Genomic DNA, 25,299 nt, shown 5'->3' with positions numbered 1-25,299 from the left:
GCCGACGGCTCAGGCCTCGCCCGCGACGGGCGGGGCCGATCGCTCAGGCCTCGCGCGAACCCGCGTACATCTCGTCGATCAGGTGCTTGTACTCCCGCTCGACGACCGGGCGCTTCAGCTTGAGGCTGGGGGTCAGCTCGCCGTGCTCGACGTCCAGGTCGCGCGGCAGGAGGCGGAACTTCTTGATGGTCTGCCAGCGCTGGAGGCCTTCGTTGAGCTGCCGCACATGGCCCTCGATCAGCTCGACCGTGGCGGGGGCGGCGCAGACCTCGGCGTAGGACTTGCCGCCCAGGCCGTTCTCCTCGGCCCAGCCGAGGATCGCGGGCTCGTCGAGGGAGATGAGCGCCGTGCAGTAGTTCTTGTCGGCGCCGTGCACCAGGATGTTGGAGACGTAGGGGCACACGGCCTTGAACTGGCCCTCGACCTCGGCGGGCGCGATGTACTTGCCGCCGGACGTCTTGATGAGGTCCTTCTTGCGGTCGGTGATCCGCAGGTAGCCGTCGACGGACAGCTCGCCGATGTCGCCCGTGTGGAACCACCCGTCGGACTCCAGCACCTCGGCCGTCTTGTCCGGCAGCCCGTGGTAGCCCTCCATGATGCCGGGGCCGCGCAGCAGGATCTCGCCGTCGTCCGCGATGCGCACCTCGGTGCCGGGCAGCGGCTTGCCGACCGTGCCGGTGCGGTATGCCTCGCCCGGGTTGACGAAGGAGGCGGCGGAGGTCTCGGTCAGGCCGTACCCCTCCAGGACGTGGATGCCGGCGCCCGCGAAGAAGTACCCGATGTCCGGCGCGAGCGCGGCCGACCCGGAGACCGCGGCGCGCAGCCGTCCGCCGAAGGCCTCGCGCAGCTTGGAGTAGACGAGCGCGTCGGCGGCCCGGTGCTTGGCGCGCAGCCCGAAGGGCACCGAGGCCGTGCCGGTCCTGCGGAAGTTGTCCTGGCTGACCTTCGCGTACTCGCGGGCCACCTCGGCCGCCCACTGGAAGATCTTGTACTTGGCTCCGCCACCGGCCCGGGCCTTGGCGGCGACCCCGTTGTAGACCTTCTCGAAGATGCGGGGCACGGAGGCCATGTACGTCGGCTGCACCACCGGCAGGTTCTCGATGATCTTGTCGACGCGGCCGTCGACGGCGGTGACGTGCCCCAGCTCGATCTGCCCGGAGGTCAGCACCTTGCCGAAGACGTGCGCGAGCGGCAGCCACAGGTACTGCACGTCGTCGGGGCCGAGCAGGCCGGTCGCCGCGATGGCCTTCGCCATGTACGACCAGTTGTCCTGCGGCAGGCGCACGCCCTTGGGGCGGCCCGTGGTGCCGGAGGTGTAGATGATCGTGGCGAGCTGGTCCTTGGAGATCGCCGCCACCCGCTCCTTGACGGCCGCCGGGTTCTTCTCCAGGTGGGCGGCGCCCCGGGCCTCCAGCTCGGCGAGCGTGAGCAACCAGCCCTCGGGGTCGCCCTCGGCGGGGCCCGCGCCCTCGGCGTCGATCACCACGACGTGGCGCAGCTCGGGCAGCTCGGTCCGCTTCTCGCGCGCCTTGGCCAGCTGCGCGGCGTTCTCCGCGATCAGCACCCGGCTGCCGGAGTCGGCGACGATGAACGCGGACTCCTCGGCGTTGGTCTGCGGGTAGACGGTCGTGGTGGCCGCGCCGGCGCACATGATGCCGAGGTCGGCGAGGATCCACTCGACGCGCGTCGAGGAGGCGAGGGCGACCCGGTCCTCGGGGCTCAGCCCCAGCTCGATCAGGCCCGCGGCGATGGCGTAGACGCGCTCGGCGGCCTGCCCCCAGCTGAGCGACTTCCACTCGTCGGGGCCCTCGCCGGAAGGAGCCGGCACGGGGTAGCGGTAGGCCTCGGCGTCCGGCGTGGCCGCCACGCGCTCCAGGAAGAGGTGCGCCACGGAGGGCGGACGGTTCTCGATCAAGGTCTGTGTGTCGCTCACGACATCCTCCGGGCCCACGACGGTGCGGCGAACTGGCTGGCGGCGGCTTCTGCTTCTTACGTCTGCTTCGTACGTCTTCGTTCGTACGCGTGCTTCTTACGGCTGCTTCGTACGTCTACTTGCCCTGTCGGCTACTTGTTTAACTAGTGAGTAACCTACGAGTGGAGATCAGAGTAGAGCGCCGACGCCCGGTGCGTAAGGGGCATCTGCCGGTCACTTCCCGCGGACACCGCCTTCCCCGGACATGCCGCGGGCCCGGCGCGGTGGAGCGCCGGGCCCGCGGGGGCAGCGGCCGGGCCGGGGCCGGGCCGCCGGACCGGTTACTTCTTCGCCTTGCCCGGTCCGCTGTCGTCGCTGGAGAGCACCGCGATGAAGGCCTCCTGGGGCACTTCCACGGAGCCGACCATCTTCATCCGCTTCTTGCCTTCCTTCTGCTTCTCCAGGAGCTTGCGCTTACGGGAGATGTCACCGCCGTAGCACTTGGCGAGGACGTCCTTGCGGATGGCGCGGATGGTCTCGCGGGCGATGACCCGGGAGCCGATGGCCGCCTGCACGGGCACCTCGAAGGCCTGGCGCGGGATCAGTTCGCGCAGCTTGGCGACGAGCCGCACGCCGTACGCGTACGCCTGGTCCTTGTGCGTGACCGCCGAGAAGGCGTCGACCTTGTCGCCGTGCAGCAGGATGTCGACCTTGACGAGCTGCGCGGACTGCTCGCCCGTGGGCTCGTAGTCCAGCGAGGCGTACCCGCGCGTCTTTGACTTCAGCTGGTCGAAGAAGTCGAAGACGATCTCCGCGAGCGGCAGCGTGTAGCGGATCTCGACGCGGTCCTCGGAGAGGTAGTCCATGCCGAGCAGGACGCCGCGCCGGTTCTGGCACAGCTCCATGATCGAGCCGATGAACTCGCTGGGCGCGAGAATCGTGGCGCGCACGACCGGCTCGAAGACCTGGTCGATCTTGCCCTCGGGGAATTCACTCGGGTTGGTGACGACGTGCTCGGTGCTGTCCTCCATGATCACGCGGTAGACCACGTTGGGCGCGGTGGCGATCAGATCGAGGCCGAACTCGCGCTCCAGGCGCTCGCGGATCACGTCGAGGTGCAGCAGCCCGAGGAAGCCGACGCGGAAGCCGAAGCCGAGCGCGGCCGAGGTCTCCGGCTCGTACACCAGCGCGGCGTCGTTGAGCTGGAGCTTGTCCAGGGCCTCGCGCAGGTCCGGGTACTCCGAGCCGTCCAGCGGATACAGGCCCGAGAACACCATCGGCTTCGGGTCCTTGTAGCCGCCGAGGGCCTCGGTCGCGCCCTTGTGCAAGGAGGTGATCGTGTCGCCGACCTTGGACTGGCGGACGTCCTTCACGCCGGTGATGATGTAGCCCACCTCGCCGACGCCGATGCCGTCGGCGGAGGTCATCTCGGGGGACGACACACCGATCTCCAGCAGCTCGTGCGTGGCCCCGGTGGACATCATCCGGATCCGCTCGCGCTTGTTGAGCTGGCCGTCGACGACTCGTACGTACGTCACGACGCCGCGGTAGGAGTCGTAGACCGAGTCGAAGATCATCGCGCGGGCGGGGGCGTCGGCGACGCCGACCGGCGGCGGGATCTCGGCGACGACCTTGTCCAGCAGCGCCTCGACGCCCATGCCGGTCTTCGCGGAGACCTTCAGCACGTCGGCGGGGTCGCAGCCGATGAGGTTGGCCAGCTCCTCGGAGAACTTCTCCGGCTGGGCGGCCGGCAGGTCGATCTTGTTGAGCACCGGGATGATCTTGAGGTCGTTCTCCATCGCCAGGTAGAGGTTGGCGAGAGTCTGCGCCTCGATGCCCTGGGCCGCGTCGACCAGGAGGATCGTGCCCTCACAGGCCGCGAGCGAACGCGAGACTTCGTAGGTGAAGTCGACGTGGCCCGGGGTGTCGATCATGTTGAGGATGTGCGTACTGCCCTGGTCGGGGCCCTCGTTCGGGGCCCAGGGCAGACGCACCGCCTGGGACTTGATCGTGATGCCGCGCTCGCGCTCGATGTCCATGCGGTCGAGGTACTGAGCACGCATCTGCCGCTGCTCCACCACCCCGGTGAGCTGGAGCATGCGGTCGGCGAGCGTGGACTTGCCGTGGTCGATGTGCGCGATGATGCAGAAATTGCGGATCAGAGCCGGGTCGGTACGGCTCGGCTCGGGCACATTGTTAGGGGTCGCGGGCACGCAGGGTCCTGTCTCTTGAGGCGCCTGTAGCCTCGGGTCGGATCTATACGTAGCTTCCATGGTCCCACGGGTGGGGCACTGCGCTCGGTTTGGGCCGGTCCGAGAGCGACTGGTACCGTGGGCAGCTGTGTCTCGTAGCCCTCTCAAGCGTCGAGGCGCGTGTCATCACACCCATCTGCAGTACCTCTGCAGTACCTGAACCTGAGAAGGCTCTTTCGTGGCGAACATCAAGTCCCAGATCAAGCGGATCAAGACCAACGAGAAGGCGCGTCAGCGCAACAAGGCGGTCAAGTCTTCCCTGAAGACCGCGATCCGCAAGGCCCGCGAGGCCGTTGCCGCCGGTGACACCCAGAAGGCCGCCGAGCTCACGCGTGAGGCCACGCGCCAGCTCGACAAGGCCGTCTCCAAGGGCGTCATCCACAAGAACCAGGCCGCCAACAAGAAGTCGGCGCTTGCGACGAAGGCCGCGTCCCTCAAGGGCTGAACCCTTCTCCCCGGCCGGTGCGCCGGGGTCTGATCAATCCTTCCGCGAGGGTAATTCGAGCCCTCTACCTCGAATCGCGGACAGACCACGCAGTACGCCACGCTGCGCCAATGCCCCCGGCCCACTCCGGGGGCATTGCTGTATCCGGGGCGGGTTGTGCCCGGGGGCGGGCTGTGCCCGGGGGCGCTGCTGTGCCCGGGGGTGGGCTGTGAGGGGCCGGGGTATCTGTGCGGCCGGTCACGGCGTACCCCCTAAGGGGCGCGGGGAACTGCGCGACCAGCCACGACGTGCCCGTCACGAGCGCGACGGGCTAGGCACCAGCCGAGCTGCCCGTCAGGGGCGAGGAACCGCGCGACCAGCCCGGGGGCGACCCGCAGGGGACGCCGATCGGCCGGCCCGGCGGGGGCGAACGCTAACGGCGCCCTGACCGCGCCGCCCGCGCAACCGCGACGACGGCCTTCTCCAAGGCGTACTCCGGATCGTCCCCGCCCCCCTTGACCCCCGCATCGGCCGCCGCGACGGCGATAAGCGCCTCGGCCACCCCGTCCGGCGTCCAGCCACGCATCTGCTGACGCACCCGGTCGATCTTCCAGGGCGGCATCCCCAGCTCGCGGGCGAGATCCGCGGGACGGCCACCCCGCGCGGAGGAGAGCTTGCCGATGGCACGAACCCCCTGCGCGAGCGCGCTGGTGATCATGACGGGGGCGACACCGGTCGACAAGGACCAGCGCAACGCTTCGAGCGCCTCGGCCGCCCGGCCCTCCACGGCCCGGTCGGCGACGGTGAAACTGGAGGCCTCGGCCCGGCCCGTGTAGTACCGCCCGACGACCTCCTCGTCGATCGTGCCCTCGACGTCCGCCGCCAGCTGCGACACCGCCGAGGCCAGCTCCCGCAGATCGCTGCCGATCGAGTCGACCAGGGCCTGGCACGCCTCCGGGCTCGCCGAACGGCCGATGGTGCGGAACTCGCCCCGCACGAACGACAGCCGGTCCGCCGGCTTCGTCATCTTCGGGCAGGCGACCTCGCGCGCGCCGGCCTTGCGGGCCGCGTCGAGCAGGGCCTTGCCCTTGGCGCCGCCGGCGTGCAGCAGGACGAGGGTGATCTCCTCCGCCGGCGCCCCGAGGTACGCCTTCACGTCCTTGATCGTGTCCGCCGACAGGTCCTGCGCGTTCCGCACCACCACGACCTTGCGCTCGGCGAAGAGCGAGGGGCTGGTCAGCTCGGCGAGCGTGCCGGGCTGGAGCTGATCGGAGGTGAGGTCGCGCACGTCCGTGTCCGCGTCGGCGGCGCGGGCGGCTGCCACCACCTGCTGCACGGCGCGGTCGAGGAGCAGGTCCTCCTGCCCCACGGCGAGCGTGAGGGGAGCGAGCGGATCGTCGTGAACTGTCTTCCTGGCCATCGCGCCCAAGCATCCCACGCCCCACCGACAGCCGACCCCGGACACCGCGCCCCACCGACAGCCGACCCGGAGCACCGCACCGCCCCCACCGTGCCGTTCCCGGACGGGCGGCCCGGGGTCGGTGGTCGCCGGACGGGCGGTCCGGGGCGGGCGGTCGTCGGAGGGGCGGCCCCGTGTCGGAGAATGGGCCGGTGACCGACGTACGACATGTCCTGGTGCTGCCCGACCGCGATGCCGCGGAGGACGTCGCCGAAGAGCTGCCCGACCGTTTCGGCGTCGCCGAGGAACCCCAGCTCGTCCGGGACGCGCTGGCCGGCGAGGACGACGCCGAGGACGCCCAGTGGCTGGTCGTGGTCGAGGACCCCGACGCCCGCCTCGACCCCGCGGCCCTCGACGCCCTGGCCGCCGAGCACGAGGGCTGGCTGGAGGTTCCCTAGGGGTCCCGGCGTCGGCGGGCCCCGGCGCCGGGGGGTCAGCCGCTCTTGGGGATGACCTGGATGTCGAGGTCGATGGTGATGCTGTGCCCGACGGCCGCGATGCCGCGCGCCAGCATCGTCTGCCAGGTGATCGTGAAGTCGTCGCGGTGCAGCTCGGTGGTGGCGCGGCAGGCCACCCGGGTCTCGCCCTCCAGCCCCTGCCCGACCCCGAGGTACTCGGTGTCCAGGGTGACCGTGCGGGTCACGCCGTGCAGCGTCAGGCCGCCCGAGACGGCCCAGCGGCTGCCGCCCTTGTGCACGAAGCGGTCGCTGTAGAACTCCATCGTCGGAAAGCGCCCCACGTCGAGGAAGTCGCCGGAACGCAGGTGGTCGTCGCGCATCCCCACCCCGGTGTCGATGGAGGCCGCGTCGATGACGACGTGCATCGCGGAGTCCTCCATCCGCTCGCCCATCCGTATCGCGCCCGCGAAAGTGTTGAACCGCCCGTGGATGCGGGCCAGCCCGATGTGCCGCGCGGAGAACGCGACCGAGGAGTGCAGGGGGTCGATCTCCCAGTCCCCGGGCTCGGGGAGCGCGGGCGGCGGGGCCACCTGGAGCATGACGTCACCGAGCGAGGCGTGCGTGTCCTGGCCGACCGTGGCGCCTCCCCGGTACGGGGTGAACCCTTCCGCCGAGACCACAAGGCGGTACTCCCCCGCCGGGACGGTCGTCACGAACGACCCGTAGGGGTCCGTCCCGCCACCGACCACCTTGCGGCCCATGGCGTCCGACACGGCGAACTCCGCGTTGCGCACGGGTTCGTTGACGGGATCGAGCACCCGGCAGCTGAGCACCCCCGCGTTCGGCGGAACCGTGAACGCCGACATGAGTCCCGTCCGCCCCACTCGATTCGTACGGTTTCCCACCCAACGGCCGAACACGTGCGACACACCCCCGCGATCCTTGACAACACCTGCAAACTGCGACGAATAGGCATTCGATCACCGTTGTGGCTTTCGATGCAACACGGCCGTACATCACGGCAATGCTGCCGATGCGCTGGAACTGTCGCGACTGGCCCGAAATAGCCTCCGTGGGAGGTATGAGTGAGAGTGGGTCCCGGGCGGGCGGCGCGCTACGGCGGCCGGGTGGCGGCTTCGAGGCGCGGGGCCGACCTCGGGCCGGCGCTCACCACAGCGACCGCCCCGTCCACATCCGTGCGCAGCACCCGCGTCCCCCCGGCCCGCAGCGCCGCGACGGTGACGGGCGCGGGATGGCCGTACGAGTTGTCCGCCCCGCAGGAGATCAACGCCAGCCTGGGCGCCACCCTGCGCAGCAGCTCCGGGTCCTGGTGGGCCGAGCCGTGATGCGCCACCTTGAGCACGTCCACGGACGTCAGCGCCGACCCGGCCGGGGTGCGCAACAGCGCGCGCTGCGCGGGCGGTTCGAGATCGCCGAGGAGCAGCAGCGTCAGCCCCGCGGTCCGCACGAGCAGCGTGACGCTCGCGTCGTTCGGCCCGTCGGGTGCCGTCACCGGCCCGGCCGGGGGCCAGAGCACCTGCCAGTCCAGTGGCCCCGCCCGGCGCCGCTCCCCCGCGACCGCCCGCGTCACCGGAACGCGCGCGGCGGCCGCCTGCTCCCGCACGAACTGAGCCTGCTCCGGCGGCTCCCGGAACCCCGTCGTCTGGATCACGCCCACCTCACGCCCCCGCAGCACTCCCGGCAGGCCCGCGACGTGATCGGCGTGGAAGTGCGTGAGGAGCACCAGGGGCACCCGGGTGATCCCGAGCGAGCGCAGGCAGCGGTCGACCGCCACCGGGTCCGGGCCCGCGTCGACGACCACCCCGGCGCCGTCCCCCGCCGCCAGCACCGCGGCGTCGCCCTGCCCCACGTCGCACATCACCATGCGCCATCGCGGCGGCGGCCACCCCGCGATCACCCGCGTGAGGGACGGCGGCTGAACGACCGTCAGCAGGAGCAGCAGCGCACAGGCCGCGGCGAGCCACGGATGCCGGGCCAGGCGGCGGCCCACCAGGACGAGCCCCGCCGTGGCGAGCGCGAGCAGCAGTCCGCCACGCCATCCGCCCGGCCAGTCGACCCCGCTGCCCGGCTGCGCCGCGCCGGTGCGGGCGATCTCCGCGATCCACTCGACCGGCCAACTCCCGCACCACGCCAGCGCCTCGGCGACCGGCATCGCCACCGGCGCCAGGGCCAGCGCCGCGAACCCGAGCACCGTGGCGGGCGCGACGGCGAACTCCGCGAGCAGATTGCACGGCACCGCGACCACGCTCACGCGGGCGGCGATGACCGCGACGACCGGCGCGCACACCGCCTGCGCGGCCGCCGCCGCGGCCAGCGCGTCGGCGCACCGCGGCGGCATCCCCCGCCCTCGCAGCGCCGTGCTCCAGCGGGGCGCCAGGGTGAGCAGGGCGCCGGTGGCGAGCACGGAGAGCAGGAAGCCGTGGCTACGGGCCAGCCATGGGTCGTACAGGACCAGCAGCAGGACGGCGGCGGCGAGCGCCGGGATGAGCGATCTGCGCCGTCCGGTGGCGATGGCGAGGAGCGCGATGAGCCCACAGGCCGCGGCCCGCAGCACGCTCGGATCCGGTCGGCAGACGATGACGAAGCCGAGGGTGAGCAGCCCGCCCAGCAGCGCCGTCGTGCGCAGCGGAAGCCCCAGCTTCGGGGCGAGCCCCCGCCGTTCGACCCGCTGGGCGCTGCCCGGCGGCCCGATGAGCAGGACTAGGATGACAGTGAGGTTTCCCCCGCTGACGGCGAGCAAATGCGTCAGGTCAGTCGCCCGGAACGCCTCGTCCAGTTCGGCCGGTACCCGGGAGGTGTCCCCGACCACCAGCCCGGGGAGCAGCGCTCGGGCATCGGCCGGCAGCCCGTCCGTGGCCTCCCGCAGTCCGCCCCGCAGCTCCCCAGCGAGCCGCTGTGTCCCGGACGGGCCCTCCACCACCTGGGGCCCATGCCCGCCGGTCACCCGCAGCACGGCCGCGACCTTGTCCCCCTGCGCCAACGGCGGCGCCAGCCGTGCCCGTACCCGCAGCCGGGTGGAGGGCAGCAGGGCCAGCCAGGCGTCACCGGGGCGGGACGCGGCGGGACCCTGTCGAGCCCCTTCCCCGCGCGGCGGGCCTTGGCCCCGGCTGCGGGGCGGGTCCGGTGCGCTCGCGGCGCCCGTGCTCTCGCCCCGCACGACGACCAGCACCGGAGTGCGCGTCACGGTCTCCGTGCCGTCCGCCTGCCTGACGCGGACGACGTCGGCGTGGAGCACCACCGAGGGCGGCATCGCGTGCGCGCTCGCCACCCGGGGTCTGGTGCGCCGGGGGTCCGACGTCACCACCACCTCCGCCTCCACCTGCGCGTATTCCTCGGCGAGGGCGGGGACGGGGCCTCGGTGGAGGTCCGCCCCGTGCAACGCCGCCGAGGCCGCGGAGGCGGCGGCGCACAGCAAGGTCGCCGCCAGCGAGAACCGCCCCCACGGGGACCCGCGGCCACGCCGCTGCCACTGGCCTCGGCGCCACCCCCGAGCCGTCCACGCCGCCAGCACCGCGCCGGCGACCGCCACGCAGACCGCCACCGTGGTGACCGCCCACCGCGGCGGGGCGTCCAGCATCAGAGCCGCCGCCGCCCACGCCGCCAGGGCGGGCGGCACCAGGCGGAGGTCCACCGGCCCCTCCTGCCGGGGGTGTGCGGCACCGAGACGGTGTCCCGAGGAGACGTGGACCTCCGCACGTGTCGCCCTGGACCGGGACCCCGGCGTCATGGCCGCACGAGATCCTGGAGATCGGCGAACCGCCGGTCCCCGATGCCGTTGACCTCACGCAGCTCTTCGACGGTGCGGAAACCGCCGTGTTCGGTGCGGTAGTCGATGATGTGCTGGGCCAGCACCGGGCCCACGCCGGGGAGTTCGTCCAGCTGCTCCGCGGTCGCCGTGTTCAGTCCGACCGGGCCCGTGGCGGCCGGCCCCGCGGCCCCCGCCGACCCCGCGGCCGCCGAACCCGCGCCCGCGGCCGTGCCGGTGCCGCCGCCCCCGGCGGGCGGTCGCGGCGCTCCGACCACCACCTGCTCGCCATCCGTCAGGAACCGCGCGCGGTTCAGCCCCGCCAGGTCGGTGCCCGGCCGGGCCCCGCCCGCCGCCCGCAGCGCGTCCGCCACCCGGGAGCCCGCGGGGAGCCGGCGGACACCGGGGTGGCGGACCTTCCCGCTGACGTCCACGACAATCCCGCCGCCGCCCTGCCCGGCCGCCGCTCCCACCGCACCGCCCGTGTCGGCCGCCGCCCGCCCCGCCGGCGCCGGAGGTCCGGCCGAGGGAGCCGGTCGCGCGCCTCGATCGGCGGCTGCGCCCGCCGCGCGCACCACCTCCGGTGCTCGCACCGGTCGCGCCCGTCCTGTCCAGAAGTGCTGTGCCGCGAGGACGGCGGCGACGACCAGGACCACGGCGAGCGCGATGACGCCGCGCCGCTCCATGCCGCACCGCGACTGGAGCCACACCGGCAGCCGCTCCCGTACCGCGAGCCGCATCCGCTCCCGTCGCGAGAGCCCCGCCTGCGGATCCTCCAGCCCCGAAGCGGACTCCGCCTCCAGCAGCCCGCCGGGCCCCGCTTCCGGGGCGACCGGCCTCGCGCCCGCCGCGACGGGCTCGCCATGCGCCCGGCCCTCTCCCCCGTCCCCCGCGCGCCGCGCCCACGCCGGCACAGCCCCGGCCGAACGCGTCACGTCCAGCGGCTTCGCGCCCAACCCGGGTGCGGCAGGCGGTGGTTGCGGCTCGGCGAAGAGGCTCTCCGCCCGCAGCCGCACCGCCTCCACCGAGGCCTGTCCGCGCCGGACCCGGCCCGGACCGCGGCCCCGGACGTGAGGGTGCTGTGCGCGGGCCCGGCGGTGGCGCGTACGGGCCTGGCGGTGCTGTGCGCGGCCGTCGGAGGCAGGGTCCCGGCCGGGACCACTCGTCACGGAAGCCGCACGGGAGGATGCTCGAAGTGAAGTCATGCCGACGACGGTAGGCACCGCGGCGACATTGTGTTGATCTTGGTCAATTCCGGGGGATTACCCGGCAGTTGTGGATAACTCCGTCACCCGCACGAGGGAAATCACCCTCTCATCGCGAGGGGACCAACCCCTCATCGCGGGGAGACCACTGCCCCCAGCAGCCCGGGGCCCGTGTGCGCGCCGATCACCGCGCCCACCTCGCTGACGTGCAGCTCCCCCAGGCCGGGCAGCCGCTCCCGGAGGCGGTCCGCGAGGGCCGCCGCCCGGTCCGGCGCCGCCAGGTGGTGCACCGCGACGTCGACCCGGCCCGTCCCGCCGCGTTCGACGACGATCTCCTCCAGGCGGGCGATCGCCTTCGACGCCGTACGCACCTTCTCCAGCATGTCGATGCGGCCGCCGTCCAGCTTCAGGATGGGCTTCACGGCGAGCGCGGAGCCCAGCAGCGCCTGCGCGGCGCCGATGCGGCCGCCCCTGCGCAGATAGTCGAGGGTGTCGACGTAGAAGTAGGCGGACGTGGCCGCGGCGCGCTTCTCGGCCGCCGCCACGGTCTCCTCCACCGAGTCGCCCGCCTCCGCGGCCTGTGCCGCCGCGAGGGCGCAGAAGCCGAGGGCCATCGCGACCATGCCGGTGTCCACCACCCGCACCGGCACCGGCGCGTCCTTCGCCGCGAGGACCGCGGCGTCGTACGTACCGGAGAACTCGGCGGACAGGTGCAGCGAGACGATGGCCGTGGCGCCGCTCTCGGCGACCTCGCGGTACGTCTCGGCGAAGACCTGGGGGCTCGGCCGGGAGGTGGTCACCGACTTCCGCTTCTGCAGGGCGAGGGCGAGGGAGCGGGCGGAGATCTCGGTGCCCTCCTCCAGCGCCTGGTCACCCAGGACCACGGTCAGGGGCACCGCGGTGATGCCGTGCCGCTCCATCGTCCGCTGCGGCAGATAGGCCGTGGAATCCGTGACGATCGCGACATGGCGGGACATGAGCTGGAGGTTACCCGCCTGGACCACCGGGCGGCAGCCCGGCCCCCGATCCCCCTGGCTCGCCCCGTCCACCCGGTTTCCCGGGGGCACCCGGTGTCACGGGCGGTTCAGGTCGTGCTCTCGGGCTTGGCCTTCTTCTCCCACGGATAGGTGGGCCTCGCGGCGGGCGGCGTGATCGCGGGCCGCGCCGCCTCCCCGGGCTCCGGCGCAGCGGGCTCGGACCAGGACTGCTCGGTGTCCTTGGCGGGCTGCGCCGGGGGCTCGGGCCAGGCGGCCGGGGCCCGCGCCGGCGCCGGGCCGGTGGTCCAGTGCCGCAGGGCGCCCGCCTCCATGTCGATCTGTGTGCTCAGCGCGTCCAGGTCGTCGTCGGCGAACCGGTGGGCGCGGTCGCGCGCCGACCACCGCAGCGAGTCGGCCGCCTTGACGATCCGCTCCGTGCGCTCCCGCAGGCCCGGGAGCCGCTCGGCCGTGGCGGCCTTGTCCGGGTCGCGCTCCAGGCGGCGCAGCTCGCCGTCCAGCTCGTGCCCATGGGCGCTGAGCCGGTCGAAGAGCGCGAGGGACTCCTTCAGGGAGGCGTCCTCGACCGCGCCCGCCCGCAGGACGTCCTGTGTGGCCCGCATCGAGGAGCGCAAGGACAGGCGCAGCTGGGCCAGTTCGCCCGCGGTGCCCGGCTGGGCGAAGCTCTTCGCGCGCAGGGTGGTGTCCTCCACCGTGCGGCGGGCCTCGGAGATGGTGCGGTCCACGCCCCGCTTGGCCGCCTTGACGACCTTCACCGTGGCATACACCCCCACCAGCAGGAACAGCACGACGAGCAGCGCCACGATCACGCCCACGGCTTCCACATGACGCCCCTCTCCGAGTCCGGTCCCGCCCGCTCCGGCGGCGGTCCCTCCACCGTAAACGGAGAAGGCAGGTCGGAGGTTCCATCGGAACCCCCAACCTGCCCGTAAGGGAAGACCCCTATGCGCTACGCGGGAACGATGTTCACCAGTTTCGGCGCCCGCACGATCACCTTGCGGATACCCGCGCCGTCCAGCGCGGCGACGACCTTCTCGTCGGCCAGGGCCACCTTCTCCAGCTCCTCGTCGGAGATCGACGGGGAGACCTCCAGGCGCGCCTTGACCTTGCCCTTGATCTGCACGACGCAGGTCACGGACTCGTCCACGACGTAGGCCGGGTCGGCGACCGGGAAGTCCTGGTGGACGACGGAGTCGCTGTGGCCCAGCTTGCGCCACAGCTCCTCGGCGATGTGCGGGGCCAGCGGCGCGATCAGCAGCACCAGGCGCTCGGCGACGGACCTCGGTACCGCCCCGCTCGCCTTCGTCAGGTGGTTGTTCAGCTCGGTGATCTTGGCGATGGCGGTGTTGAACCGCATGCCGTCCAGGTCCTGGCGCACGCCGTCGATCGCCTTGTGCAGGGCGCGCAGGGTGGCCTCGTCGACGTCCGTCCCGGCGACGTCCGCGACGGTGACCTCGCCGGTCGCCTCGTCGACGATCAGGCGCCACAGGCGCTGCAGCAGGCGGTACTGGCCGACGACCGCACGGGTGTCCCAGGGACGCGACACGTCCAGGGGGCCCATCGCCATCTCGTACAGCCGCAGGGTGTCCGCGCCGTACTCGGCGCAGATCTCGTCCGGCGTGACGGCGTTCTTCAGGGACTTGCCCATCTTGCCCAGCTCGCGCTTGACCTGCTCGCCCGCGAAGAAGAACTGCCCGTCGCGCTCCTCGACCTCGGCGGCCGGCACCGGGAAGCCGCGGCTGTCCCGGTAGACGTAGGCCTGGATCATGCCCTGGTTGTACAGCTTGTGGAAGGGCTCGGCGGACGAGATGTGCCCCAGGTCGAACAGCACCTTGGACCAGAAGCGCGCGTACAGCAGGTGCAGCACGGCGTGTTCGGCGCCGCCCACGTACAGGTCGACGCCACCGGTGGGCTGTCCCTCGCGCGGGCCCATCCAGTACTGCTCGACGGCGGGGTCGACCAGCTGCCGGTCGTTGCCCGGGTCCAGGTAGCGCAGCTCGTACCAGCACGAACCGGCCCAGTTGGGCATGGTGTTGGTCTCGCGGCGGTACTTCTTGGGGCCGTCGCCCAGGTCCAGGGTGACGTTGACCCAGTCCTCGTTGCGGGACAGCGGGGTCTCCGGGGAGGTGTCCGCGTCGTCCGGGTCGAAGGTGCGCGGCGAGTAGTCGTCGACCTCCGGCAGCTCCAGGGGCAGCATCGACTCGGGCAGCGAGTGGGCGATGCCGTCCTCGTCGTAGACGATCGGGAAGGGCTCGCCCCAGTAGCGCTGGCGGCTGAACAGCCAGTCGCGCAGGCGGAAGTTGACGGTGCCCTCGCCGATGCCGCGGGTGGCCAGCCAGCCGGTGATGCGGGCCTTGGCGCCCGTGACGTCCAGGCCGTCCAGGGAGACCTCCTCGTTCGAGGAGTTGATCAGCTTCGCCTCGTGCGAGGAGAAGGCGTCGTCCCAGGTGCTGGTGTCGGTGCCGCGGCCGTCCGAGGGCTCCACCACGCAGCGCATGGGCAGGTGGAAGGCGCGCGCGAAGGCGAAGTCACGGCTGTCGTGCGCCGGGACGGCCATGATCGCGCCGGTGCCGTAGCCCATCAGGACGTAGTCGGCGATGAAGACGGGGACCTGCTCGCCGCTGACCGGGTTGGTGGCGTAGACGCCGGTGAAGACGCCGGTCTTCTCCTTGGCGTCGGCCTGGCGCTCCACGTCGGACTTGGAGGCGGCGAAGGCGCGGTACTTGGCGACGGCCTCGGCCGGTGTGGCGTGGCCGCCGGTCCACACCTCGTGGGTGCCCTCGGGCCAGGCCGCGGGGACGACCTTGTCGACCAGCTCGTGCTCGGGCGCCAGGACCATGTAGGTCGCGCCGAACAGGGTGTCCTGGCGGGTGGTGAAGACGGTGATGGCGTCGCCCTCGGTGCCCACGGGGAAGTTCACGCGGGCGCCTTCGGAGCGGCCGATCCAGTTGCGCTGCTGCAGCTTGATGGCCTCGGGCCAGTCCAGCGCGTCCAGGTCGTCCAGCAGGCGGTCGGCGTACGCGGTGATACGCATGTTCCACTGGCGCAGCTTGGCCTTGAAGACGGGGAAGTTGCCGCGCTCGGAGCGGCCGTCGGCGGTGACCTCCTCGTTGGCCAGGACGGTGCCCAGGCCCGGGCACCAGTTGACGGGCGCGTCGGAGGCGTAGGCCAGGCGGTACTGGCTCAGTACGTCGGCGCGCTCGGCGGCGTTCAGCTCGCTCCACGCGCGCGTGGAGCCCGGAACCGCGCGGTCACCGCTGTCGAACTGCGCGACCAGGTCGGCGATCGGGCGGGCCTTCTTGGCGTCGGCGTCGTACCAGGAGTTGAAGATCTGGACGAAGATCCACTGGGTCCACTTGTAGTAGTCCGGGTCGATCGTCGCGAACGAACGCCGCTTGTCGTGGCCCAGGCCCAGGGCGCGCAGCTGGGCCTTCATGTTCTCGATGTTGGCCTCGGTGGAGACCCGGGGGTGGGTGCCCGTCTGCACGGCGTACTGCTCGGCGGGCAGGCCGAAGGCGTCGAAGCCGAGGGTGTGCAGGACGTTGTGCCCGGTCATGCGCTGGAAGCGGGCGAAGACGTCCGTGGCGATGTACCCCAGGGGGTGGCCCACGTGCAGGCCCGCTCCGGAGGGGTACGGGAACATGTCCATGACGAACTTCTTGGGCTTGGCCGCCAGAGCGGCCTCGGCCTCGTCGCGCGCGGCCAGCTCACCGCTCGGGTTCGGCGCCTCGTAGGTGCCCTCGGCGTCCCAGAAGTCCTGCCAGCGTGCCTCGATGTCAGCGGCCAGAGCGGCCGTGTAGCGGTGCGGCGCGGCCACCTCGGAGGCGGCGGCAGAATTCGTTTCGCTCATGATCCTCAAAGCTCCATCGATCGTCTCTGCCTGCGGAATTGACCGTGTGGGTCAAACAAAAATGCCCCTCGCACAGGAGGGGACGCCGCGCCGATGCCGACCGCGATTCAGCGGCGGTCGGGAGTGATCAGCGCGGCCCGCCAAGCAGAAGGCGTACGGCACGCATGGCGTCAGGGTACCGCAGCCCTCCCGCGGCCCGCGACGAGCCGGCGGGCGGGGTGGCGCGGGTCTGCGGGCGGGGTTGCGCGGGGCCGGCGGGCGGGGCGCCGGACTTCCGCGCCCGCGACCCTTGGCCAATGGTTACTCCGCGTACCGCCCACTATCGGGGCAACACCACGAGCACATGACCCTTTGATAACAACGCAATAACTCAAACCTCGTACCCACCGGTATGGAGCGACTTAGCATGCGGCGGGACCGAACCTTTCGGAGCCGCCCCCATGAACTCATCGCACCCTCATCGCCGCAGCCGTCTGCTCGGCGCCGGAGCACTGCTGCTGATACCCCTGCTCGTCCTCGCGGGCAGTGACGGCTTGCGGGCCGCCCTGGACTTCACCACCGGCGTCCTGTGCCTGGTCTCCCTCACCGCGGCCGTGGTGTGGGGCCTGGTCGCCACCGACCGCCTCTTCCTGCGCTCGCGCCAGCGGCTGCTCGCCCAGGCCGTGCACCGGGCCACGGCGGTCGCCTCCGTCGGCTTCCTGCTGCTCCACGGCACCGTCAAGGTCGCCCTGGACCATGTGCCGCTCCTCGGCGCCCTGGTGCCCTTCGGACTGGGCGTCACCGGCGGCGCCGGGCTCATCGGCCTCGGCTCCCTCGCGGGGCTGCTCATGGTGGTCACAGGGGTCACCGGCGCCCTGCGCAGCGCCTTCGCCTCCCCCGCGCGGGTCGCCTCGCGCTGGCGGGCGCTGCACACGCTGGCCTACCCCGCCTGGTGCGCGGCGCTCGTCCACGGCCTGTACGCGGGCCGGCCGCCGAAGCCGTGGGTGATCACCATGTACTGCCTGTGCCTCGTCGCCGTCGCCGGGGCCGTGGCCCTGCGCGCGGCACCACCGCCCGTCAAGCGGGAGGTCGCCGCCCGCCTCCTGGCCCTGCTCGAACCGGAGCTCGGCACCCCGCCGCCCCCGGGCCACCCTCCCGTACGAGGCCCCCTGTTCCCGCCGCTGCCCGACGCGAGCCCCGAGCACGCCCCCGCCCCCGGTCCCGTCGCCGGCATCTGGGCGGCCTACCGGGCGCTGACCGAGCCCGCGCGCCCCGCCGGCCCCCCGCCACCGCGCTCGGAACCCGCGGAGCGCTGGCCCACCCCCTGCCCGCCCCCGCCCGCGCAGGCCCCGTACATCCCCCCGCAGCCCGCGTACGACACGGCGCGGTGGCCCCGCCACGACTCCGGGTACGACAGCGGCCCCGCCACCGAGCCGCTGCCCCGGCCCTATCAGGCCCCCAGCACGGGCGAGCCCTGGAACGCCGCCACCGGAGGCCACCCGTGAACGCGCCGCTGCCCGACGTCCCCGAGGTCCGCGTCGTCGGCCTCCCCCTGCTCACCTCGGGTTTCGACCTCGTCGAACGCCTGGACCTGACCATGCACCTGAAGGTGCACGGCCCCCTGGAGCCGATGGCGGGCGAACCGCTCGCCCGCCTCGCCGAGCACATCGCGCTGCGCGGCCGCGGCGGCGCCGGGTTCCCGTTCGCCCGCAAACTGCGGGCCGTCGCCGAGGCGGCGATACGCCGCGGGGTGCGCCCCGTGGTGGTCGTCAACGGCAGCGAGGACGAACCCGCCTGCCGCAAGGACACCGTCCTCATCAACCGCGCCCCGCACCTCATCCTGGACGGCGCCCTGCTCGCCGCGGAGGCCCTCGGCGCCCGCACCCTCGTCATCGGCGTGACCCGCGACTCCACCGAGGCGTCGATGCACGCCGCCCTCGCCGAGCGCGGCCTCGGCAACCGGCGCGGCTCGGCCCTGCGCGCGCGGGTGCAGCGCAATCCGGTGCGCATGGTCACCGGCGAGTCCTCCGCCCTCGTCCGCTCGGCCGACGGCGGCCCCCCGCTGCCGCCCGGCCGCAAGGTGCGTACGTCCGACTCCGGGGTCGGCGGCGCGCCCACGCTGCTCTCCAACGCGGAGACCTTCGCCCAGCTCGCCGTGGCCGCGCGGATCGGCGCCGACCGCTACGGCCGCACCGGGCTGCGCGAGGAGCCCGGCACGGTCCTGCTGACCCTCTCCGGAGCGGTCGCCCGGCCGATGGTCGTGGAGGTCCCCACCGGAGTGCCCCTGCGGTACGTCCTCCAGCTCGCCGGCGCCCCGCCGCTCCCCCAGGGCGTGCTGACGGGCGGCTATCACGGCAAGTGGCTGGACAGTGTCACCGCGCACGACGCGGTCGTCTCGCGCGCCGGCCTGGAGGCCTGCGGCGGGACGCTGGGGGCGGGCGCGATCCTGCCGATCGGTGAGGGCACCTGCCCGCTCGGCGAGTCCCTGCGGGTCGCCCACTGGCTGGCCGGGGAGAGCGCCGGGCAGTGCGGTCCCTGCTACCTCGGGCTGCCCGCGGCGGCCCGCGGCCTCGCGGACGTGCTCCAGGGGGGCGGGCCGACCGCCCTGGAGGCGCTGCGCGAGGTGACCCGGGCCGTGAAGCGGCGCGGGGCGTGCAAGCACCCCGACGGCTCCGCGGCCTTCCTGGAGTCCACGCTCGCGGCGTTCACGGACGACCTCGCGGCACATGTCCTGGGGGACGGCTGCGGCCGCCCCGTCGAGGGCGTCCTGCCGCTCCAGGCCGAGGCTCCGCCGGTCACGGCGCCCAGCGGGCGCAAGCTGGCCGTCGACTGGACCCTGTGTGAAGGGCACGGGCTGTGCGCGGACATCGTCCCGGAGCTGATCCAGCTCGGCCCGGACGGCTTCCCCTCCGTGGCGGAGGCCTCCGTACCGCGCTACTCCGAAGCACGTGCCTCGCGCGCGGTGCGCCGCTGCCCGGCGCTCGCCCTGCGCATCGAGGAGGACCCGAAGGCGGCGCCCCCTGCCCGGCCCTCCCCGCCCGCCGCGCTCCCGCCCGGCCGGGGCCGGCGGGCGCTCGGCAGCGGGCGGCAGTGAGCGGCGGAGAATGCGCCGGAAACGAGAAGTGGGCCACCCGATCCGGGTGGCCCACTCTCATCTGCTGTGGAGCTAAGGAGAATTGAACTCCTGACCTCCTGCATGCCATGCAGGCGCTCTACCAACTGAGCTATAGCCCCTTGCTGTGTCCGCCCGGTTTCCCCGGCGGCTCCGCCAACATTACACGGTCATACCCGTGCTCCACCAAATCGTTTCCGGTCTGGACCGATACCGCCCGATAAGGCCGGTACTGTCAGCCTGCGTGACCGTGATCGCGTTCGCCGCCACCCGCCGCCGCGTCCCGCTGGCCGCCGGGGCCTGCCTGTTCTCCTTCACGGCCTTCTGGCTCGCGCAGCGCGCCGCCGACGTCTCGATGATCGACCTCATGGTCTACCGCGCCGAGGGCGAGACGGCGCGCGCGGGCGGCGACCTCTACGCGCTGCGCACCACCGAAGCCCATCTGCCGACCACCTACCCGCCGTTCGCGGCGCTCCTGTTCACGCCGCTGACCCTCCTGGAGATCCCGGACATGCGCGCCCTGGCGACCCTGGGCAACCTGTTCCTCCTGTGGGCGTTCGTCGCCCTGTCCCTGCGGCTCGTCGAGGAGGGCGGCCACGCGCGCGTGGAGCACGTCCGCGCGGAGAGCGCCCTGTGGGTCTCGGCGGCCGCCGTCTGGTGCGAGCCCGTGTGGACGACGCTGCGCTACGGACAGATCAACCTGCTGCTCGCCGTCCTCGTCCTGTGGGACCTGTCCCGGCGGCCCGGGCACCGCTGGACGGGGGCGGGCATCGGCATCGCCGCGGCGATCAAACTCACCCCCGGCCTCTTCGCGGTGTTCCTGCTGCTGACCGGGGCCGCACAGGCACTGCGGCGCGGCGGGTGGCGGCCCCCGGTACGGCACGCGTGCGTGGCGGTCGTCTCGTTCACCTGTGCGACGCTCCTCGCGGGGGTCGTCCTGCCCCGCGACTCGTGGCGGTTCTGGACCCGGATGGTCTTCGAGGCGGGCCGGGTCGGGCTCGTGGAGGACACCGCCAACCAGTCGCTGCGGGGTGTCCTCGCGCGGCTCCTGCACACCACCGAGCCCGGCGTCTGGTGGATGGTGTCGGCGGCGGCGTGCGGTGCGCTCGGCCTCGGCGTCGCGGTGGCCGCCGCGCTGCGCGGGGAGCGGGCCCGGGCCACGCTGTCCTGCGCGGCGACGGCGCTCCTGGTGAGCCCGGTGTCGTGGTCGCACCACTGGGTGTGGTGCGTGCCGATGGTGCTGCTCCTGGGGACCGAGGCGGCCCGCCGGGGCGGCCGGGTCCGCTGGACGGGCGCCGGGGCCGTCTTACTCGTCTTCTGCTCGTACGCCCTGTGGTGGGTGCCGCACGGAGCCGGGCGTCTCGAACTCGGCCAGAATTATGGCCAGATGACGCTGTCCGCCCTCTACGGAGTGACCGCTTTGGGGTTTTTGCTGACCGAGGTCACGCGGTGGCGAACGAGTAGAACCGCTTGAGGGTGCAGTGCTCGTCGAGCAACCGGCCGTAGATCGGCTCCCCTTCGAGCTCCCGGTAGGTCTCGATGGGGTCGCCTTTTATGATCAGCGCGCGGGCGCATTCCTCGCACCAGTACTGGTACTCGGCGTTGACCGGCTCCATGTCGCGGACGATCGGTGTGCCACTGCCGCACCAGTCGCATTTCCGCCTGTGTGCACCCATCGATCAGCTCCAGCTGTGGCCGCAGGCGGTACAGACGTAACTGACCCCGCCGTTGTCACCGAGTACTTGGGCGACGTGGGCCGAGCCGCAGGAAGGACACTTGAGGAGCGTTCGGAGCGCGGCACGGCCTCGTGTCGCCGCCGCGTCGAAGAGGCGGTCGACCTCTTCGAGGATGCTCGCAGGCATCGCGCTCTCCCTCCCTCGGGCTGCGTCCCCTTCCGGCCGTTTGATTCTGCCACGCTCCGAGCGGGCCGGTCAGCGACGCCTTCGTACCAGTCCGGACACGGCACCGACGCCGGGAGGCCGGCGAGCGCGGGGCGGCACAACAGAAAATCCCGCCCCCTGACGGGGACGGGATTTCCGAACTGTGGAGCTAAGGAGAATTGAACTCCTGACCTCCTGCATGCCATGCAGGCGCTCTACCAACTGAGCTATAGCCCCTTGCCCCACGCGGATCGAGCCGCGTGGTGTTCCGGCCCGCTCTGCGGGCCGAACAAGAAGAACTTTAGCCTGCGACCAGCCGGAATGTGAAATCCGGGTCCGGTGCCCGCCCGACCGGGCGGCCGAGCGGTCCGCGGGCGCTCAGTCGTCGTCGCCGAGCACCGGCTCCGGCAGCGTGCCGGCGTTGTGCTCGAGCAGGCGCCAGCCGCGCGCGCCCTGGCCGAGGACCGACCAGCAGCAGTTGGAGAGACCCCCGAGCCCTTCCCAGTGGAGGGACTCCAGACCGAGGAGGCGGCCGATCGTGGTGCGGATGGTGCCGCCGTGGCTGACCACGACCAGCGTGCCGTTGTCGGGCAGCTTGTCCGCGTGGCGCAGCACGACGGGCGCGGCGCGGTCGGCGACCTCGGTCTCCAGCTCGCCGCCACCCCGGCGCACCGACTCGCCGCGCTTCCACGCGGCGTACTGCTCGCCGAAGCGGGCGATGATCTCGTCGTGCGTCAGGCCCTGCCACGCACCGGCGTACGTCTCCCGCAGGCCCTCCTCGTACGTCACGGGGAGGCCGGTGACGGCGGCCAGCTCGCTCGCGGTGGCCGCCGCCCGCTTGAGGTCGGACGCGATGATCGCGTCCGGCTTCAAGGAGGCGAGCAGCCGGGCGGCGCGCCTGGCCTGGTGGACACCCGTGTCGGTCAGCTCGATGTCCGTGGAGCCCTGGAAGCGGCGCTCAAGGTTCCAGGCCGTCTGGCCGTGCCGCCACAGGATGATCCGGCAGCCGCGGTTGTTCACCGAAGCTCACCGTCCAGGTCAGCCTCCTCGGCCCGCTGCTGCTCGGCGTGCTGGGCGGCCTTGCCGCGGGTCGCCTTCGCCTCCTCGGGCAGGTCGATCTCGGGGCAGTCCTTCCACAGGCGCTCGAGCGCGTAGAAGACGCGCTCCTCGCTGTGCTGGACGTGCACGACGATGTCGACGTAGTCGAGGAGGATCCAGCGGGCGTCGCGGTCGCCCTCACGGCGGACCGGCTTGGCGCCGAGCTGCTTGTTCAGCTGCTCCTCGATCTCGTCGACGATCGACTTGACCTGGCGGTCGTTGGGCGCGGAGGCGAGCAGGAAGGCGTCCGTGATGGAGAGCACGTCGCTGACGTCGTACGCGATGATGTCGTGCGCGAGCTTGTCGGCAGCCGCCTGGGCGGCGACGTTGATGAGCTCGGTGGAGCGGTCCGTGGCGGTCACTGGTGAGCTTTCCTTCAGATGGTCAAGACACCCCCAGGGTCTCACGGACCGCCGCCCCCGCCCCAGACGATTGCGTCACCGCCCCCGCGACCCGCGCTCTCACCTCGTCGCGTAGTCCTGTCCGAGGATCACGGAGACGTCGGCGTTCGCCGTGGTGCGGCCCTTGCGGACGGCGCCGGTGGGCAGGCCGAGGGTCTTGGCGACCTCGGTGGCCTGCGCCTTCCGCGCCGCGTCGGCGTAGGTGACCCGGGAGGCGGTCCTGGCCGCGGAGCCCGCGCCGCCGTCGACGAAGGTGTAGCCGCCGTTGACCAGGGAGATCCGGGCCTCCTGCGCCGCGCCCTTGGCACCGGAGGCGTTCGTGACGGCGACCCGGACGGCCGCGCCCTGCTCGGGGCTCTTCACCGCGCCGCCGAGGATGTCCTTGACCACCCGGTCGCCGGCCTGGTCGGCGAGGGTGCCGTCCGCCCGTACGGGGAGCAGCGTCGTCTTGTAGTCGCCGCCCTTCGCGCGTTCGGCGAGCTTGGCGAGGAAGGCGCCGAGGTCCTTCTCCTTCAGCGAGGGGTCGAGGATCTGGGTGAGCGACTCCACGGTGGTCGTGGCCGCCTGCGGGTCGGAGGAGAGCTTGCGCAGGACGCCCTGCATGACCTGGCCGAAGCGGGCGAGCTGCGCGCTCTCGCTCTCGCCGGACGCGCGGTAGGTGGCGTAGGCGACGGCCATCGGCCCGCTCAGGGTCTGCCGCTCGCCCTTCTTCACCAGGGGCGCCTCGCCCTTCCCGGCCTTCGGGTCGGGCACGTCGGCGTCCGTGTCGACGTCGATGTTGCCGACGAGCTCCACGAGGTTGTCCAGATACGGGGTGTCCAGGCGCCAGGTGCCCTCGACCTCGGTGCCGAGGACCGTGTCGATGGCCTCCCTGGTGCCCGTCGAGCCGTCGTCGTCGACGGACTTGCCGAGCGTCGTGGCGCTGCCGTTGTCGTCCGAGACGGACAGGGAGTTCGGGAGCAGGACGGTGGCGCCCTGGCCGGTGGTGGTGTTGTTCACCAGGAGCGCGGTGGAGGTGCCACCGGCCTTGGTGTTGTGCAGGTGCAGGACGATCACGTCGCGCTTCTGCGGTCCGCCCGCGCCCGCGGCGCCGTCCTCGCCGCCCGACCGGCCCGGTAGCAGGCCCGCGAACCACAGGTAGCCGACGCCGCCGGCGACGACCAGGGCGAGGACCACGGCGAGCGCGACGACGCGGGAGCGTCCGCGCCGCTTGGCCTCCTCGCGCCGCTCGGTGCGGCTCTCGGTGAACTTCAGCCAGTCGATGACGTCTTCGGAGTCCTCGTCGGGCTCCTCGATGAACGAGAACTGCTCGGTCTTGTAGTCCGGCTGCGACGCCGTCCGCGGCTGCGGCTCAGGCTCCGGCTCCGGTTCGGGCGGAAGGTCCTGCGGGGGCCGCGGGGCCTGCGGTTGCTGCTGCTGAGGGACCCAGGCGGTGTTCTCGTACGAGGTCGCGGTGGGGGCCTGCGCGTCGTACGCCTGCTGCTGCGCGCCGGCGTACGGGTCGTACCCGTACCCCTGGTACTGCTGGGGCACCTGCGGCTGCTGAGGCGCCTGGTACTGCTCGGGCGCTTGAGACTGCTGGGGCACCTGGGGCTGCTGCCTCTGCTGCTGCCCCTGCGGCTGCCGCACCAGCTGATACACCGGCTGCCCGTACTCGTCGTACCCGACGACCTCGTACTGATCGACCCCGTACTGGTCGGCCCCGTACGGGTCGCCCCCGTACTGGGCACCCCCGTACTGGTCCGCCGCGTACGCACCCCCGTACTCGCCCGCATACGGGTCGCCGCCCGCATAAGGGTCGTACTGTCGGTCGTTCACCGGTGGTGCCCCTCTCGGCTCATTCGCCGCGGTACAGCTCGCGCTTGTCGATGTAACGCACCACGCCGTCCGGCACGAGGTACCAGACAGGATCGCCCTTGGCGACCCGCGCGCGGCAGTCCGTGGACGAGATGGCCAGGGCCGGCACCTCCACCAGGGAGACACCGCCCTTGGGGAGGCCGGGGTCGGCCAGGGTGTGGCCGGGCCGGGTCACACCGATGAAGTGCGCGAGGGAGAACAGCTCTTCCGTGTCCCGCCAGGTGAGGATCTGGCCGAGGGCGTCGGCGCCCGTGATGAAGAAGAGGTCCGTCTGCGGATTGAGGGCCCGCAGGTCCCGCAGCGTGTCCGTGGTGTAGGTCGCCCCGCCGCGGTCGATGTCGATGCGGCTCACGGAGAACTGCGGGTTCTCCGCGGTCGCGATGACCGTCATCAGGTAACGGTCCTCGGCCGGGGACACCCGCTTGTCGCTCTTCTGCCACGGCTGCCCGGTCGGCACGAACACCACCTCGTCCAGGTGGAACTGCGCGGCGACCTCACTGGCCGCCACGAGGTGTCCGTGGTGGATCGGGTCGAACGTGCCGCCCATGACGCCGAGGCGGCGCTTGCCGTTGCTCACCGGACCGGTCCCCGGAAAGTTCTCCGGACCGGTAGGCATGTCCTGCTCTCCCATGCGTGCAGACCCTACCGGCCCGGCCGAGGGGCCCCGCTCCGGTCCCGCCGGTTCCCGGGGTCCCGGCGGCCCCGACGGTT

General features: G+C 72.5%; 20 protein-coding genes and 2 tRNA genes. 5 read left to right on the top strand and 17 right to left on the bottom strand.

Annotated features, from left to right (window positions below; genetic code table 11):
• Positions 1–43: 43 nt before the first annotated feature.
• Both ABZ385_RS08185 and lepA read right to left on the bottom strand, forming a co-directional pair.
• Positions 44–1,933, bottom strand: a complete 1,890-nt coding sequence (locus tag ABZ385_RS08185; protein WP_358910450.1) for a long-chain fatty acid--CoA ligase — start codon at positions 1,931–1,933, stop codon at positions 44–46.
• 320 nt (positions 1,934–2,253) lie between these two features.
• Positions 2,254–4,125, bottom strand: a complete 1,872-nt coding sequence (lepA, locus tag ABZ385_RS08180) for a translation elongation factor 4 (protein ID WP_358910448.1) — start codon at positions 4,123–4,125, stop codon at positions 2,254–2,256.
• Positions 4,126–4,342: 217 nt separating this feature from the next.
• On the opposite strand from lepA, the gene rpsT reads away from it, so the two are divergent.
• The gene (gene rpsT, locus ABZ385_RS08175; RefSeq protein WP_055564969.1) at positions 4,343–4,609 is read left to right on the top strand and encodes a 30S ribosomal protein S20; all 267 of its coding nucleotides are present in this window, start codon (positions 4,343–4,345) and stop codon (positions 4,607–4,609) included.
• Between the two features lie 412 nt (positions 4,610–5,021).
• Here rpsT and holA read toward each other — a convergent pair whose 3' ends face one another.
• Positions 5,022–6,008, bottom strand: coding sequence for a DNA polymerase III subunit delta (gene holA, locus ABZ385_RS08170; protein ID WP_358910446.1), 987 nt, complete (start codon positions 6,006–6,008; stop codon positions 5,022–5,024).
• A 191-nt stretch (positions 6,009–6,199) separates the two neighbouring features.
• Here holA and ABZ385_RS08165 point away from each other — a divergent pair, with 191 nt between their 5' ends.
• Positions 6,200–6,445 carry a hypothetical protein gene (locus ABZ385_RS08165; protein ID WP_358590142.1) on the top strand — a complete coding sequence of 82 codons (246 nt, stop codon included), beginning with the start codon at positions 6,200–6,202 and terminating at the stop codon, positions 6,443–6,445.
• A 35-nt stretch (positions 6,446–6,480) separates the two neighbouring features.
• Here ABZ385_RS08165 and ABZ385_RS08160 read toward each other — a convergent pair whose 3' ends face one another.
• The 6 genes from ABZ385_RS08160 to leuS all read right to left on the bottom strand — a co-directional run bounded on the left by ABZ385_RS08160 (position 6,481) and on the right by leuS (position 16,261).
• Complete coding sequence (locus ABZ385_RS08160; RefSeq protein ID WP_358587278.1) at positions 6,481–7,365, bottom strand: YceI family protein; 885 nt, start codon at positions 7,363–7,365, stop codon at positions 6,481–6,483.
• Positions 7,366–7,559: 194 nt separating this feature from the next.
• Positions 7,560–10,193 carry a ComEC/Rec2 family competence protein gene (locus ABZ385_RS08155; protein ID WP_358910445.1) on the bottom strand — a complete coding sequence of 878 codons (2,634 nt, stop codon included), beginning with the start codon at positions 10,191–10,193 and terminating at the stop codon, positions 7,560–7,562.
• The gene (locus ABZ385_RS08150) at positions 10,190–11,416 is read right to left on the bottom strand and encodes a ComEA family DNA-binding protein (RefSeq protein ID WP_358910443.1); all 1,227 of its coding nucleotides are present in this window, start codon (positions 11,414–11,416) and stop codon (positions 10,190–10,192) included. The genes ABZ385_RS08155 and ABZ385_RS08150 overlap by 4 nt, the downstream gene beginning before the upstream one ends.
• A gap of 131 nt (positions 11,417–11,547) precedes the next feature.
• The gene (locus tag ABZ385_RS08145) at positions 11,548–12,393 is read right to left on the bottom strand and encodes a DegV family protein (RefSeq protein ID WP_358910441.1); all 846 of its coding nucleotides are present in this window, start codon (positions 12,391–12,393) and stop codon (positions 11,548–11,550) included.
• 107 nt (positions 12,394–12,500) lie between these two features.
• Positions 12,501–13,235 (bottom strand): hypothetical protein, encoded by a 735-nt coding sequence (locus tag ABZ385_RS08140; RefSeq protein ID WP_358910439.1) that lies wholly within the window; start codon positions 13,233–13,235, stop codon positions 12,501–12,503.
• Between the two features lie 125 nt (positions 13,236–13,360).
• Positions 13,361–16,261, bottom strand: a complete 2,901-nt coding sequence (leuS, locus tag ABZ385_RS08135) for a leucine--tRNA ligase (RefSeq protein WP_358910438.1) — start codon at positions 16,259–16,261, stop codon at positions 13,361–13,363.
• A 440-nt stretch (positions 16,262–16,701) separates the two neighbouring features.
• On the opposite strand from leuS, the gene ABZ385_RS08130 reads away from it, so the two are divergent.
• Together ABZ385_RS08130 and ABZ385_RS08125 are read left to right on the top strand one after the other, a co-directional pair.
• Positions 16,702–17,745: a hypothetical protein gene (locus tag ABZ385_RS08130; RefSeq protein ID WP_358589849.1), complete on the top strand. Its 1,044-nt coding sequence runs from the start codon at positions 16,702–16,704 to the stop codon at positions 17,743–17,745.
• Positions 17,742–19,334, top strand: coding sequence for an NADH-ubiquinone oxidoreductase-F iron-sulfur binding region domain-containing protein (locus ABZ385_RS08125; protein WP_358910436.1), 1,593 nt, complete (start codon positions 17,742–17,744; stop codon positions 19,332–19,334). Before ABZ385_RS08130 ends, ABZ385_RS08125 begins: the two co-directional genes overlap by 4 nt.
• A gap of 67 nt (positions 19,335–19,401) precedes the next feature.
• Here ABZ385_RS08125 and ABZ385_RS08120 read toward each other — a convergent pair.
• A tRNA-Ala gene (locus ABZ385_RS08120) sits at positions 19,402–19,474 on the bottom strand.
• A gap of 122 nt (positions 19,475–19,596) precedes the next feature.
• On the opposite strand from ABZ385_RS08120, the gene ABZ385_RS08115 reads away from it, so the two are divergent.
• Complete coding sequence (locus ABZ385_RS08115) at positions 19,597–20,826, top strand: glycosyltransferase 87 family protein (RefSeq protein ID WP_358910434.1); 1,230 nt, start codon at positions 19,597–19,599, stop codon at positions 20,824–20,826.
• Here the strand turns inward: ABZ385_RS08115 and ABZ385_RS08110 are convergent.
• The 7 genes from ABZ385_RS08110 to nadD all read right to left on the bottom strand — a co-directional run bounded on the left by ABZ385_RS08110 (position 20,795) and on the right by nadD (position 25,219).
• Positions 20,795–21,028: a hypothetical protein gene (locus tag ABZ385_RS08110; protein WP_358586772.1), complete on the bottom strand. Its 234-nt coding sequence runs from the start codon at positions 21,026–21,028 to the stop codon at positions 20,795–20,797. The genes ABZ385_RS08115 and ABZ385_RS08110 overlap by 32 nt on opposite strands.
• A gap of 3 nt (positions 21,029–21,031) precedes the next feature.
• A complete protein-coding gene (locus ABZ385_RS08105) occupies positions 21,032–21,214 on the bottom strand; it encodes a hypothetical protein (protein WP_358586770.1) in 183 nt (60 codons plus the stop codon).
• 182 nt (positions 21,215–21,396) lie between these two features.
• Positions 21,397–21,469: transfer RNA gene (locus ABZ385_RS08100), tRNA-Ala, on the bottom strand.
• A 141-nt stretch (positions 21,470–21,610) separates the two neighbouring features.
• A complete protein-coding gene (locus tag ABZ385_RS08095; protein ID WP_358586769.1) occupies positions 21,611–22,252 on the bottom strand; it encodes a histidine phosphatase family protein in 642 nt (213 codons plus the stop codon).
• Positions 22,249–22,692, bottom strand: a complete 444-nt coding sequence (gene rsfS, locus ABZ385_RS08090) for a ribosome silencing factor (RefSeq protein ID WP_358586766.1) — start codon at positions 22,690–22,692, stop codon at positions 22,249–22,251. Before rsfS ends, ABZ385_RS08095 begins: the two co-directional genes overlap by 4 nt.
• A 99-nt stretch (positions 22,693–22,791) precedes the next feature.
• Entirely contained in the window at positions 22,792–24,549 is a 1,758-nt protein-coding gene (locus tag ABZ385_RS08085; RefSeq protein WP_358910432.1) for an LCP family protein, read from the bottom strand.
• Between the two features lie 19 nt (positions 24,550–24,568).
• Positions 24,569–25,219 carry a nicotinate-nucleotide adenylyltransferase gene (gene nadD / locus ABZ385_RS08080; RefSeq protein ID WP_358586763.1) on the bottom strand — a complete coding sequence of 217 codons (651 nt, stop codon included), beginning with the start codon at positions 25,217–25,219 and terminating at the stop codon, positions 24,569–24,571.
• Positions 25,220–25,299 lie beyond the last annotated feature (80 nt).

The organism is Streptomyces sp. NPDC005898, assembly GCF_040629635.1.
Lineage (GTDB): Bacteria > Actinomycetota > Actinomycetes > Streptomycetales > Streptomycetaceae > Streptomyces.
The sequence above is the reverse complement of the archived record's forward strand: the minus strand, read 5'-3'. Positions and strand labels throughout refer to the sequence as shown.

Bases quoted from the DNA above. Each gene is read 5' to 3' on its own strand.
- nadD (WP_358586763.1), bottom strand. From the start codon at position 25,219: ATGGGAGAGCAGGACATGCCTACCGGTCCGGAGAACTTTCCGGGGACC.
- leuS (WP_358910438.1), bottom strand. From the start codon at position 16,261: ATGAGCGAAACGAATTCTGCCGCCGCCTCCGAGGTGGCCGCGCCGCAC.
- ABZ385_RS08110 (WP_358586772.1), bottom strand. From the start codon at position 21,028: ATGGGTGCACACAGGCGGAAATGCGACTGGTGCGGCAGTGGCACACCG.
- holA (WP_358910446.1), bottom strand. From the start codon at position 6,008: ATGGCCAGGAAGACAGTTCACGACGATCCGCTCGCTCCCCTCACGCTC.
- ABZ385_RS08145 (WP_358910441.1), bottom strand. From the start codon at position 12,393: ATGTCCCGCCATGTCGCGATCGTCACGGATTCCACGGCCTATCTGCCG.
- ABZ385_RS08150 (WP_358910443.1), bottom strand. From the start codon at position 11,416: ATGACTTCACTTCGAGCATCCTCCCGTGCGGCTTCCGTGACGAGTGGT.
- ABZ385_RS08130 (WP_358589849.1), top strand. From the start codon at position 16,702: ATGAACTCATCGCACCCTCATCGCCGCAGCCGTCTGCTCGGCGCCGGA.
- ABZ385_RS08105 (WP_358586770.1), bottom strand. From the start codon at position 21,214: ATGCCTGCGAGCATCCTCGAAGAGGTCGACCGCCTCTTCGACGCGGCG.
- ABZ385_RS08155 (WP_358910445.1), bottom strand. From the start codon at position 10,193: ATGACGCCGGGGTCCCGGTCCAGGGCGACACGTGCGGAGGTCCACGTC.